Source organism: Porphyrobacter sp. SLTP (genome assembly GCF_009905735.1).
GTDB lineage: Bacteria > Pseudomonadota > Alphaproteobacteria > Sphingomonadales > Sphingomonadaceae > Erythrobacter.
Window position 1 is genome coordinate 114,477 of record NZ_JAAALE010000011.1, and the last position, 12,119, is coordinate 126,595.

At 68.5% G+C, this 12,119-nt stretch carries 11 protein-coding genes; 5 read left to right on the top strand and 6 right to left on the bottom strand.

What is annotated here, in order from left to right:
* The first annotated feature begins 5 nt into the window (after positions 1-5).
* The 5 genes from wrbA (at position 6) to GVM20_RS11015 (ending at position 4,181) form a co-directional block, all read left to right on the top strand.
* On the top strand, positions 6-608 hold the full coding sequence (gene wrbA, locus GVM20_RS10995; RefSeq protein WP_166547236.1) for an NAD(P)H:quinone oxidoreductase: 603 nt from the start codon (positions 6-8) through the stop codon (positions 606-608).
* Positions 609-628: 20 nt separating this feature from the next.
* Positions 629-1,177, top strand: coding sequence for a VOC family protein (locus GVM20_RS11000; RefSeq protein ID WP_166547237.1), 549 nt, complete (start codon positions 629-631; stop codon positions 1,175-1,177).
* 28 nt (positions 1,178-1,205) lie between these two features.
* A complete protein-coding gene (locus tag GVM20_RS11005; protein ID WP_166547238.1) occupies positions 1,206-2,027 on the top strand; it encodes an alpha/beta fold hydrolase in 822 nt (273 codons plus the stop codon).
* Entirely contained in the window at positions 2,024-3,148 is a 1,125-nt protein-coding gene (locus GVM20_RS11010) for a cobalamin-independent methionine synthase II family protein (protein ID WP_166547239.1), read from the top strand. Before GVM20_RS11005 ends, GVM20_RS11010 begins: the two co-directional genes overlap by 4 nt.
* A gap of 61 nt (positions 3,149-3,209) precedes the next feature.
* The gene (locus tag GVM20_RS11015) at positions 3,210-4,181 is read left to right on the top strand and encodes a zinc transporter ZntB (protein WP_166547240.1); all 972 of its coding nucleotides are present in this window, start codon (positions 3,210-3,212) and stop codon (positions 4,179-4,181) included.
* Here the strand turns inward: GVM20_RS11015 and GVM20_RS11020 are convergent.
* The 6 genes from GVM20_RS11020 to GVM20_RS11045 form a co-directional block, all read right to left on the bottom strand.
* Positions 4,178-5,602 carry an AMP-binding protein gene (locus GVM20_RS11020; RefSeq protein ID WP_166547241.1) on the bottom strand — a complete coding sequence of 475 codons (1,425 nt, stop codon included), beginning with the start codon at positions 5,600-5,602 and terminating at the stop codon, positions 4,178-4,180. The genes GVM20_RS11015 and GVM20_RS11020 overlap by 4 nt on opposite strands.
* Complete coding sequence (locus tag GVM20_RS11025; protein ID WP_166547242.1) at positions 5,599-6,423, bottom strand: hypothetical protein; 825 nt, start codon at positions 6,421-6,423, stop codon at positions 5,599-5,601. Before GVM20_RS11025 ends, GVM20_RS11020 begins: the two co-directional genes overlap by 4 nt.
* Entirely contained in the window at positions 6,420-7,718 is a 1,299-nt protein-coding gene (locus tag GVM20_RS11030) for a diacylglycerol/polyprenol kinase family protein (protein ID WP_166547243.1), read from the bottom strand. The genes GVM20_RS11025 and GVM20_RS11030 overlap by 4 nt, the downstream gene beginning before the upstream one ends.
* Positions 7,715-8,803, bottom strand: a complete 1,089-nt coding sequence (locus tag GVM20_RS11035; RefSeq protein ID WP_166547244.1) for a BtaA family protein — start codon at positions 8,801-8,803, stop codon at positions 7,715-7,717. Before GVM20_RS11035 ends, GVM20_RS11030 begins: the two co-directional genes overlap by 4 nt.
* The gene (locus GVM20_RS11040) at positions 8,800-11,211 is read right to left on the bottom strand and encodes a PEP/pyruvate-binding domain-containing protein (protein WP_166547245.1); all 2,412 of its coding nucleotides are present in this window, start codon (positions 11,209-11,211) and stop codon (positions 8,800-8,802) included. Before GVM20_RS11040 ends, GVM20_RS11035 begins: the two co-directional genes overlap by 4 nt.
* The coding region (locus GVM20_RS11045; protein ID WP_199799562.1) for a UbiA family prenyltransferase at positions 11,208-12,119 on the bottom strand (912 nt) is incomplete at its 5' end. The genes GVM20_RS11040 and GVM20_RS11045, both read right to left, overlap by 4 nt.

A 12,119-nucleotide genomic window follows, 5' to 3' on the forward strand; every position in this document is an offset into this window, starting at 1 on the left:
CGCGCATGACCAAGGTGCTGGTGCTCTACTATTCGAGCTATGGCCATATCGAGGCGATGGCCGCTGCGGTTGCCGAAGGCGCTGCCAGCGTCCCCGGCACCGAGGTATTCGTGAAGCGCGTCCCCGAATTGGTGCCCGATGAGGTTGCCAAGGGTGCGGGGATCAAGTTCGATCAGGCGGCCCCCCTTGCCGACCCGAACGAGCTGGCCGATTATGACGCAATCATCTTCGGCACCCCCACCCGCTTTGGCAACATGGCGGCGCAGATGCGCAACTTCCTCGATCAGACCGGGGGGCTGTGGTTCAGCAAGGCGCTGGTCGGCAAGGTCGGGTCTGTGTTCGTCTCCACCGCCAGCCAGCACGGCGGGCAGGAGACGACCATCACCTCGTTCCACACCACGCTGCTGCATCACGGCATGGTGATCGTCGGCCTGCCCTACACCTTCGAAGGCAATGCCGAGATGGGGGAAATCAGCGGCGGCACCCCCTATGGTGCATCGACGCTGGCTGGTAACGACGGGAGCCGGATGCCGAGCGCCAACGAGCTGGCTGGCGCGCGCTTCCAGGGGGCGCACGTGGCGCAGATTGCCGCCAAGCTCGCCGCTTGATTGAACAGGGAGACAGCACGATGACTCAGAAGATTCTCGCCAACCGCCTGCACCACACCGCCTATGTGACCAAGGATCTCGAGGCGACCCGCGCGTTCTACGAAGACATTCTCGGCTTCCCGCTGATGGCGACCTATTGCGAGAAGGACGAGCTGTTCGGCAAGGAGCGCGTCTATTGCCACGTGTTCTTCGAACTCGCCGATGGCAGCGCGCTCGCCTTCTTCCAGTTTGCCGATCCCGAGGATCAGGCCGAATTCGGCCCCGAAATGCCGTCGAGCCCCTTCATCCACATTGCCTTGCAGGTCGATGCCGAAGGGCAGGCCGAATTGCAGAAGCGCATCGCGGCCGCCGGGATTGTCGAGCCGCAGACCTATGTGCTGGAGCATGGCTATTGCCGCTCGCTCTATGTCACCGATCCCAACGGCATGATCATCGAGTTCACCTATGATGATCCGCGCGCAGCCCCGCTTGATGCGGATCGCCGCGAGTCGGCCCATGCCGAGCTGAAGCGCTGGCTCGGCGGGCAGCACCACAACAACAACCCGTTCCGCGCCGCAGAAGCCGCCTGATTGCGGGGCCGTGGGGGCGCATGTGAGCATGGCTGCCCCCAAGGCGAACACCGTGGCTGATGATCCGGTGCATTACGGCGAGGTTGCCGTCGCGGGCGGCACCCTCCCGATCTGCATGGCTGGCGAGGGCGCGCCCGTCGTCATGCTCCACGGCTGGACGCTTGATCACCGGATGTGGACGCCGCAGGTGGCGGGGCTGGCGGATGATTTCTTCCTCGTCATGCCCGACCGGCGTGGCTGCGGGCGCGCGACCGCGCCGCCCGATCTGATGCGCGAGGCTGAAGACGTTATCGCGATTGCCGATTTCCTCGGGTTTGATCGCTTCGCGCTGGTCGGCCTGTCACGCGGCGCGGTGGTCGCGCTGGATGTGGCGCGGCGGTACGGCTCGCGGCTGACGGGGCTGGTGGTGTCCGGCGCCCCGCTCCCCGCTCTGGTGACGCGTGAGGAGGTGATCGACCTTGACCGCTTCCGCGCGCTGGCCGCTGCCGGCGATCTGGAGCGTTTGCGGGCCGAATGGTCGCGCCATCCGCTGATGCAGACCCATTCGCCCGCCGCCCGCGCGCTGATGTTCGACATCCTCGCCGATTACGACGGCCGCGACCTCCTGACGCCGAGCCACACGCCCGGCTTCCCGCGGGAGACGCTCGCCATGCTGGCGATGCCGGTGCTCAGCATGACCGGCGTCTATGACACCTTGTGGCGGCGCGAATGCGCGCGGGTGCTCGCCGCTGTCGCACCGCGCGCGCGGCATCTGGAAATCCCGCAGGCCGGCCATCTCGCCAATGCTGACAACCCGGCGGCTTTCAACGCCGCCATCGCCCAGTTCCTCACGCCAAAGGCCCCCGCATGACCAAGCGTTTCCTCACCACCCACGTCGGCAGCCTGCCGCGCCCCGAAGCCCTGCTCGATCTGGTGTTCAAGCGCGAGGGCGGGGAGCCCGTGTCCGAGGCCGATTTCGATGCGGCGGTGGAAGAGGCCACCGCTTACGTGATCAAGCGGCAGATCGAAGCAGGCGTCAGCATCGTCAATGACGGCGAGCAGTCCAAGCCCTCCTATGCCACCTACATCAAGCACCGCCTGTCAGGCTTCGGCGGCGAGGCGGGGCAGTATGAATTCGCCGACTTGGAAGCCTTCCCCGGTGCCAAGGCGCAGGTGTTCGGCAACAAGGGCCGAGCCAAGCGTTCCGCGCCCGCCTGCACCGCGCCCATCACCGTGATCGACATGGAAGCACCGCGCATCGATGCCGAGCGGCTCGTCCGCCTCGCCAATGGCCACGCCACCTTCATGTCTGCCGCCTCGCCCGGCGTGACCGCGCTGTTCTTCCCCAACCAGTTCTATGCCAGCGACGAGGAATATGTCTTCGCCCTCGCCGAAGGGCTGCGCCACGAATACGAGACCATCGCAGCGGCCGGGATCACGCTGCAAGTCGATTGCCCCGATCTGGCGATGGGCCGCCATGTGCAATTCACCCACCTCTCGCTTGAGGACTTTCGCAAGCGCATCGGCATGAACATCGCCGCGCTGAACCATGCGGTGCAGAACATTCCGGCGGAACAGCTGCGGATGCACCTGTGCTGGGGGAACTACCCCGGCCCGCACCACTGCGACGTGGCCTTGGGCGAGATCGCCGATATCGTCTGGACCGCCAAGCCGCAGACCGTGCTGATCGAAGGTGCCAACCCGCGCCACGCGCATGAATTCGCCTTCTTCGAAGAGCACAAACTGCCCGAGGGCAAGATCCTCTGCCCCGGCATGGTTGAACCGCAATCGCCCTATATCGAGCACCCCGATCTGATCGCCCAGCGGATCGGCCGCTATGCCGATCTACTCGGGGCCGAGCGGGTGATGGCGGGGGTCGATTGCGGCTTCTCGGTCCACGCGGGCAGCAATGCGCTCGACCCCGAGATCGTCTGGGCCAAGCTCGCCGCGCTCGCCCAAGGGGCCGAGATCGCCAGCGCCAAATACTTCTGAGCGCATATCTTGAAGGCCCACGCTTGCCGCCAGCGCGGCGGCGGGGCTAACAGGGGCGGCGATGGACGCAACAACCCGCCCGCTCACTGTGCAAGCGCTTCTGGTGCGCGATGGCACCGTCACCGACATCGGGCCGGGCGAGGTGGCGCAGTTCGCAGGGCCGGGCTTCGTCTGGCTTCATGCCGAGGGTGTTGGCCACGGCGAAAGCATGGACCTGCCGGACTATGTCCCGGCCATGGCCGCCAACGCGCTGGTCGCGAGCGAAACCCGCCCCCGCTGTGACGAGGTGGACGACGCGGTGCTCATCAACCTGCGCGGCACAGCATTTGATACGATGCAGGATTCTGATGGGCTGGTCTCGATCCGGGTGTGGGTCGAAGGCGCGCGGGTCACATCGGTTAGCCGCCACCGCATGGCCGCGCTCGCCAAGGTCGAGGCGGCGGTCCGCGCGGGGCGGATCACCGATGGGGGCGACTTCGTTTCCGCGCTGGCGCAGGCGATCTCGGTCCAGCTTGACCCGCAGGTCGCCGATCTGGGCGACAGCCTTGATGATTGCGAGCGGATGCTCGACGGCGGCGACATTTACGCGCTGCGCCGCAAGATCGCCTCTATCCGCAGCCAGGCGATCGTGCTGCGGCGGTTCGTCGCGCCCGACCGCGACGCGCTCGGCCAGATGGCGCAGCTCGAATTCGACTGGATCAGCAAGGATGACCGGATGCACCTCCGCGAGGCGGCCGACCGCTTCGCGCGCATGGCCGAAGAACTCGAAGCGGTGCGCGAACGCGCCGCGCTGCTCCACGAACAGCTGACCGATCTGCGCGCCGAAAAGATCGACCAGCGCTCGCTGGGGATTGCGGTGACGGCGTTCATTTTCCTGCCGCTGACCTTCGTGACCGGGCTGCTCGGGATGAATGTGGAAGGCATTCCCTATGCCGGCCACCCGTGGGCGTTCTGGGGAGTGGTGGCGTTTTGCGGCGCCATTGGCGCGCTGGTGATGGGCTGGTTCGCTTGGAAGCACTGGCTGGAGGATTAGGCGGCGCTTGCCCTGACCACCGCAGCGAGGCGGGCGTAATCCACCTTTGAGCGGTGCCGCCGGTCGAGCGGAATGGATTTGAGCGCGACGACTGTGGCGACGCCAAGCGCGGCGGCTGCCGACTGCCAATCAGCGAAGTATGCGGTGTCGCCTTCAATGGCGAGGCAGGCTTTGCCATCCAGGGGACACAACGCCGGGCGCCTGACCCCCGGCCAGCTTCGCGCGGCGACCTCGATCGCGAAGGGCCACAGGCCCTCGATGCGGCCTTGGGTGCGGCCCAGCAGCCACAGACGACCGGCCTCGTCAAACCGCCCGCCGTCGCCGGTGCGGTGCCAGATCGTGCCGCTTTCATCGCGGGTCTTGGTGGCGGCATTGTCCGCGGGGTCGACATAGGTTTCGACGACGTGATCGCCCGCGACGAGGATCTCGTCATCGACGATCCGCACCCGCACAGCACTAACCGGCGGCCCGGCGAGCAGGCCTTCTCCGCCGTCGATCCGGGCGCGGTCGGCGGGGGGGAGGGCGCTGACCTCCAGTTCGGCAATCGGCTCGGCCTCGGTCGAACCATAGACCGCCATGACCCTCAGCGCCGGGTTATGGGCGATCAGTCGCTCGACCACATCGGGAAACACTGGCCCACCCCCCGTGAACATCGTGGTGACGCTGGCGGGGAGGGGCGCATCGGCCAGCGTTTCGGCCAGCACCGGGGGGAGGAGCAAGCGGGTGACGCCGTGCTGGGCGATGTGGGCGCGGATCGCTTTCGGGTCGGCGCGGTCAGGGCGGCGCAGGGGCCAATTGGGCAGCACCGACGTCACCCCGCTCCCGAGGTTCGCCAGCACGAAGACCGGGAAGGCGACCAGATCAACCTCCGCCCGGTCACTGGCCAGCAGCGGGCCGACGGCCCGGTTCTGCGCGGCGAGGAAGCCGTGGCTGCGCAAGATCGCCTTGGCCCGTCCGGTCGATCCTGAGGTGAAGCTCATCAGGGCAGGGTGGTCGTCCGGCCAGTCGGGGGAGGGCGGCGCAGAAGCCGCACCCGCACCAAGCGACAAGCGCGTCACGCTCAGCAAGCGAGGCACCAGCAGCGGCAACACGCGCAGCATTCCCGCCCCGATCCACGCCTTCACATCAGCCGCCGCCAGTGCGGTCTTGACCCCCTTCAGCCCCATCGCCGGCTCCGGTAGCACCGCGACCGCGCCCAGCCGCCACAAGCCGGCCAGCGCCGCGTAAAGGTCAGGCGTCACCCCCATCGCGATCAGCACCCGGTCGCCCGGCCCGAACCCGCGCTTGGCCCATTCGCCTGCCAGGAACCCGGCGCGGGCATGGAGGCTCGCAAAGCTGACGCTGCGACCCTTGCCATCGATGATCGCGGGCCGATCCGGATGGGCGGCAACCGCCGCGTCGAAGGCGGCGAGGATCGTCAAGCGGGGTGGTGTCCGAACAGAGCGTAGCGGCGGAAGACCTCGGCCCCGTGCTGGCCGCTCCGCACCAGCGAGACATTGTCCGAGTGCATCAGCGCGTGGACGACGTGGGTGCAGCCGAGCCCCCGCGCCGCCTCATGGAACTGATGCGCCAGCAGGTGCCCGACGCCGCGCCGCGTGCCTGCATAGGTCTTGAGCACCGCCCGCGAAGGCATCGCCGGATCGCGGAAGCCGAGCAGAAAGCCGACGATCGCCCCGCTCTCGTCCCGCGCCAGAAACACCAGCCGCGGATCGAGGAGTGGCAGCAGGGGCAGATAGAGCCCGAGGAACCCCTCGCGCGTGATCGGTTTGAAGAACTGCTTGTCCGCGAAAGACCCGCCCGCCAGCGCGAAGACCTGCTCCAGCAGCGGCTGCGCGTCTGTGCCGTCCCACGCCGCCACAGCGATCCCCTCCACCGGTGCGGGCTCGGCCTGCGGGGTATCGAGCGCCATCCGGGTCGAGGCGTAATGCGCCACCGGCGCGAACCCCGCCAACGCCAGCGCTTCGGCGACATGGGGATGGGCGGCAGGCTCCATCAGGAACGGCGGGCTGCCGTCGCTTTCGGTGACTGTGCGATAGGCGTGCCAGGTGTCGCCATCCATCGGCGCGAGCACCGGGCGGCCATCAGCGCGCGCCAAAGCCTCGCGCAGCAAGGCCGCGCCAGCCTCGGGATCGGTGAAGGTGAGAGCGCCAAGCGCCACCGCCGCCGCGCCATCCCAAGCCGGACCGTTTTCGTAGAACCGCAGGCTCGCACCCGGTGCGCGCATCTCGTCGAAGTCGCTCATTGCATCCCCAATGTCGCAAGATAGGCCGCGAAGGGCACCAGATTGGCAACCGCACCCAGCCGCGGCGCGCGCCAACGGTCGAACCATGGCGTGCGCGCCAGCACCAGCCCGGTGACCAGCAGCAGGCTCGCCGCTGCCACCAACGGCAGATAGGGCGAATGCAGCGCATGGCCGGGCGCAAGGCTCAGCAACGCGATGTAGCCCGCACCCACCGCTATCGTCAGCACGGCTCCCGCCGCGACCCGGCCTCCGGTCGCCACCACCAGCAGCCCCAGCGCCATGCCCGCCATGCCGAGATTGTAGAAGCTCAAGGCGCTCGGCCCGATGGTCTCGCCCACGAAGAACCAGATTAGCCCCGCGCCGCACAGGGTCGCGATGAAATCCAGATCGCGGTGCGGGCTCGCACAGGGGCGGCGACGGGCGACCAGATGCGCGGCAATGGCGAACATCGGCACCACCGCCCCGTAGGGCCCGCCCGCGCCCAGAAACAGGAAGATCGCAATCACGAAGGCGCGGCTGGCATGGACCGACAGCGCCAGCCGCCGCGCGATCACCGCCACCGCGATCACCGCCACTCCGAATTGCAGCGCGATCAGCGCCAGCGCCATCGGCTCGGCAAACAGGTAGCCCTTGATGAAGAATTGCAGGCAGATCGGCACGAACAGATTGTCGAGCCCCCGCCACGACACCGCTTCGACAATCGCGCCGAAAGCGGCAATCGCGAAGGCCAGCACCACCACGTTAAGGCGCGGGGCGTCGGTGAGAAGCAGCAGCATCGCCATCGCCACGATGACGCTGACCATGAAGAAGGCGACCACGCCCTCCCAGCTTTTGACCCCGTCCTCGACCGCGAACCGGCTGCGACCATAGGCGCTCCCCGTCAGCGCGGCGGCGGTGTCCGACAGGGTGATGATGGCGAGCGGCAGGGCGTAAAAGATATACTCGCCCTCCGATTGCAGGAACACGAACCCGATGGCGAGCGCCAGCCAGATATCGCCGAGCGAGCGCCGCTCGACCGCGTGGATCGCCTTGCCGAGCCCGCTGGTGCGCACCTGCGGCAGTCGCAGCCAGCCCATCAGCGCGAGCGCGATCAGCAGCAGGACGACCACCGGCAAGCGCGTATCGAACAGCAGCGGCAGGGCCATAGCGTAGAGGCCGATGGCAACATGGATGGTCTTGCGGCTGACTTCGGCGTGCCAGCCGAACCGCTCGCCCGCATATCGCACCGCGGCGATGACGCCCATCAGCAGCGCGACCGATCCGGCCAGCAGCGCGAGGTCGAGCGCGATGCTCAAGACAGCACCTCGTCGACATGGAAGGCGGAGTAGAAGAACGCCTGATCGCGCGCGGCCAATGGCGCGGCAATGTCGGGGCGGGGACGAGCGCGGGGCGTGTATTCGGGCGGCATCGCTCGCGGAGCCATCATGTTCCAGTAGACCAGCCGCGCGCCGGGATTGGAGGCGGCGAGGATGCTGCCGTAAGCCGCGCGGAACCCCGCGGGCGACATATATTCGAAGATGTCGGAGAGGTTCCAGCCGTCCACGCCCTCGGTCGCCGCCTGTTCCAGCGGGCCAAGATGGAGCCGGATGCGGCCCACCCGCTCGGCGATGGTGGCGTGATGTTCGGGCCGCCATGCGAGCGGCAGCACGGGGCCGTGGGTGCCGGTCAGGACATAGCGCAGATAGGGATTGGCGACCGGATCATTGGCGACAAAGGCGTGTTCGATCCGGCGGGCGACATGATCACTGACCGAGCCTTTGACCTGATCAAAAAACGCGGGATCGCGGCCCAATGCGCCCATCGCGCGGCGCGAGAAGAATGCCTTGAGGAGCCAGCGCCAGCGCCAGTTGTTCCAGCGGTCGTTGAGGAACCGCGCACGTTCCTCCTGCGAGCGCTGCTCAAACACCGCTGCGACCGTGCGGCGCGAGTGGACGAAGGGCAGCAGGCGGCGGTGGAAGAGGCGGAAGTACCGCTCGAACTTGCCGACTCCGCCCGCGCCGTGGGCGATAACCTCGGGGCGCAGGGCGGCCCAGAAGGCGGCGGTCTCGGCGTCGCAATCGGCCAGCACCCGGTCGAGCAGCGCGCCGCGCCGGGTGGAACGAGCCGCGCCGAGCAGCTCGGTCAATTCGGCATGGCTCAGCAGCGGAAACGCCGCCAGCCGCAGCTTGAGGCACGCCAATTGCGCGGGCGAAAGGTCGGCGGCAATCACCTCGGCCGGGTCGCACAGCAGCATCGCAAGTGCGTTATCGCCCGCCGAACAGATCGACACCAGCCGACCGCCGGGACGCGGGCCGATGGCGCTCACCAGCACATCGGCATCTTCCCACAGCTGGGCGTAGCGGATGTGATCGAAAGCGGCCTTGGCGGCGATCTCGCTCATGCTTTGCTCACCCTCCCGGTTGCGCCGTCGACTGTCAGCATGTCGCCATCCGTAATCCAGCGGGTCGCGTCCGACAGCCCGACAACGCAGGGAATCCCCAGTTCGCGCGCGACGATGGCGCTGTGGGAGAGCAAGCTACCGCGCTCGACCACGATGGCCCCGGCGCTGGCGAACAGCGCGATCCAACCCGGATCGGTGTGCCGCGCGACGAGGATTTCGCCCGCCGCGATGCTCTGCCCGCGCGGGTCGGCGATGACGCGGGCGACGGCGGTGACGGTGCCTGCCGAAGCGCCGGTGCCGGAGCGGGTGCGTTCATCGCTGGCGGCTAGCTGCGGCGCGGCGAGAGTCGCGGCGGCGCAGGCAGGGCCTTCGGTGACGATGCGTTCGGGAGGATCGGCCAGAGCGGCGGCGCGCTCCATCTCGCGGCGGCGCACCTCGGCGAGGCCAGCCAGATCGGCGGTGACGCCAAAGCCTTCGATCGCGCCGAGCACTTCGGGGAGCGTCAGCAGGAACACATCGCGCGGCGTGCTGAGCAGCCCCATCGCGTGGAACTGCGTCCCCATCGCCAAGAGCACGCGGCGCGCGCGGCCGAAAATACGGGTGCGTTCATAGCGCAGGTTCTCGCGGTCGCGCACGCGGTCCTTCGCCCAGCGCACCAGCCAGCGGGCGACCCGGCGCTTGACCGGCTTGCCCTTGAGCGCCTCGTCCAGCCGCGCCCAAGGATCGCCGCGCTCCGGCGCAGGGCCGTGGCGGCTGCGCGCGGCAGCGGCAATGGCGGCAAACAGGGGGGTGGGATCTTCGTCGAGGGTCACGCTTTCGAGCTTGAGCTCCTCGGTGCAGCGGTCGCCGAATTCGGCGATGTAGCCCGCGATGCCCGCCGCGATGATGCCGGCCTCCACGGCCGCGCGTTCCTGCGCATCGAGCGCAGCGAGCAGCGCCGTGTCCTCACGCGCTGTCTCCCCCATCGTCCGGATCAGTTGGGCGGGGCGGGCCGAGATGATGTCACCCTGCCCGATCAGAACGTCGTTGAGCGCGGCGGTGCCCTCGGCCCCGGCCCAGCCTTCCAGCGCTTTGCGCGCCGCCCCGAAGGCGATCATGCAGAGGAAATCATTGACGATGGGGGCGTCCCAGCGGTCGAGCAAATCGGCCTCGATCCGGCGATATTCGGCGGCGAGTTCGGTCAGCGAAAGCGTCGCCACCCGCTCCGGCGTGGTCGCCTTCAGCGCGCGGTCGAGCCGTTTGCGGAACAGTGCCGAGGTCGCGGGCAGCGCGCGCGAGGCCCGCCATAGCCGCCACGCCGAGCGTGCCATCCGCGCATATTCCTTGAAGCGTTGTGGCTGGCCGTGCTCAATCTGCCCCAGCAGCCGTTCGGGCAGCGGGGCGCTCGTCCCCATCATCCCGTCCATGAAGCCGCGATTGAGGCTGTATCCCGGCAGCATCGCCAGCGCGCGGTGCCAGTTGCCGAGGTTGTAATAGACCCGCCCCTCGATCCGGGAGAGCATGTTCTCGAACACCACCCGCTCGGCGCGGATACGCTCGGGCGCGACGCCGAGCAGCGCGACGAAGGCCATATAGACCCGCGCATAGGCGTAGGACGCGAAGGAGAAGGTCAGCGGCGCGACGATGCCGGGGTAGCTTTCGACGATGTTCGAGTTGTCGAACACCATGAAGCCAGGGTCGGCCAGCGGCGCAGGGCGCAGGGGGGAGGTGATCGGGCGCGATTGCAGCAGGGAGAGCGCGCCGCCCGCAAAGGCCCATTCGATATCCTGCGGCCCGCCGAACGCGGCTTCGGCAGCGAGGCATAGTTCGGCGACTTCGCGCACCTGCGCCGGTGAGAGCCCCTCTCCATCGCCGGTCGTGGCAACCACTTCCAGCGCAGGCCGCGCCAGCCACCAGCCGCTCCCGTCAACCTCGCCCGCCACCAGTCGGTCGCCAAGGCCCTGCGTTGCCGAGACCACCACCCGGTCGCGCCTGCCCGCCACCGGATCGGCGGAGAAGGCGACCCCGGCGTGGGAGGCGGGGATCATGCGCTGCACCACCACGGCAGGCGGGGCGGTGTCGGCGATTCCGCGTTCGGAGCGATAGGCGGCCAGCCCCTCGCCCGCGCCCGAGGCTGAGACCTGTGCGATCGCGGCGGCGACCTCTTCGGCGGGGACATTGAGCAGGCTCTCGAACTGCCCTGCATGGCTCGCCTCGGCCCCGTCCTCGGCGAGGCCCGATGATCGCACCGCATAAGGCCCCGGCCCGAGAGTTGCGAGTGCCGCACCCAAGGCGTCGGCGTCAGGCATTTCCCCCGAAGGCATCACAAAGAACGGCGGCACGGCAAAGCCCGCCGCCTGCGCCCGCGCCAAGGCACGGCCCTTGCCCCCTGCTGCCGCGATATCCGCCTGCGCCCCCGTCAGGATCATCCGAGCAAGGCCCCCGCAAAAGGCGCAAACCCCGCCGCGCCGTAACAGGCGAAGACCCACAGGCCCGAGGCATCCTCCAGCGCCTTGGCCCGCTCCGGCGTGGCCGCTGCGCGATACAGCAGCGCCGCGCGTGCGGCATAGATCACCCCCGCCAACCCGATTGCGCCCGTCAGCACCGGCGCGCCCGTCGCAAAGCCCACCGCCAGCAGCAGCGCCAGCGCCGCCGCAAGGCACCCTAGCCACAGCAGCGCGCCCCGCTCCGGCCCGAGCACGCGGCTGTAGGTCTCCACCCCCTCACGCTCGGACTCCGGCGCCCAGAGCTTGCGCCCGATCTCCAGCACGCAGCCATTGGCAAAGCTGAGGAACAGGAACAGCGACAGCGCCGGCACGGGCGTGCCGTAGGGTGTCCATTCGGCTCCGGTGATGACGAGGTCGATCAGCGGCATGACCGCCATGTGGCTGACCAGATAGGCGAAGGGCCTTGCCTTCAGCCACGCGGGCACGAAGAACTCGAAGCTCATCAGCGTCATCCAGCCCCAGGCAAGGCCGAGCAATGCGATCAGCCGCAGATCCAACGCCAGTGCGGCGAGCGCCGCGATGGCCGCACTGGCGATGCCCAAAGCGATGATCGTCTCCAACCGCACCAGCCCGCGCGGGATCGGGCGTTCGGGACGGAAGCGGGCGTCCTCCTCCTTGTCCTTGATCTCGTCGAGCACCCGCAGCTGGAAGAAGAAGGCAAGCGTGATGATGAAGGCAGCGACGTACGCCGTCAGCCCCGGAGCAGCCCGCCCCGCCAGATGCGCCGAAACGCTGACACTCGCGCCTGCGAACACTGCGCACAGCACGGCGGTGCGGCCCAGCGGGAAGCGTTCAGCCTGATAGACCCACAGGCGCGCGGGGAGGGAGGG

Bases quoted from the DNA above. Each gene is read 5' to 3' on its own strand.
- wrbA (WP_166547236.1), top strand. From the start codon at position 6: ATGACCAAGGTGCTGGTGCTCTACTATTCGAGCTATGGCCATATCGAG.
- GVM20_RS11000 (WP_166547237.1), top strand. From the start codon at position 629: ATGACTCAGAAGATTCTCGCCAACCGCCTGCACCACACCGCCTATGTG.
- GVM20_RS11005 (WP_166547238.1), top strand. From the start codon at position 1,206: ATGGCTGCCCCCAAGGCGAACACCGTGGCTGATGATCCGGTGCATTAC.
- GVM20_RS11010 (WP_166547239.1), top strand. From the start codon at position 2,024: ATGACCAAGCGTTTCCTCACCACCCACGTCGGCAGCCTGCCGCGCCCC.
- GVM20_RS11015 (WP_166547240.1), top strand. From the start codon at position 3,210: ATGGACGCAACAACCCGCCCGCTCACTGTGCAAGCGCTTCTGGTGCGC.
- GVM20_RS11025 (WP_166547242.1), bottom strand. From the start codon at position 6,423: ATGAGCGACTTCGACGAGATGCGCGCACCGGGTGCGAGCCTGCGGTTC.
- GVM20_RS11035 (WP_166547244.1), bottom strand. From the start codon at position 8,803: ATGAGCGAGATCGCCGCCAAGGCCGCTTTCGATCACATCCGCTACGCC.
- GVM20_RS11040 (WP_166547245.1), bottom strand. From the start codon at position 11,211: ATGATCCTGACGGGGGCGCAGGCGGATATCGCGGCAGCAGGGGGCAAG.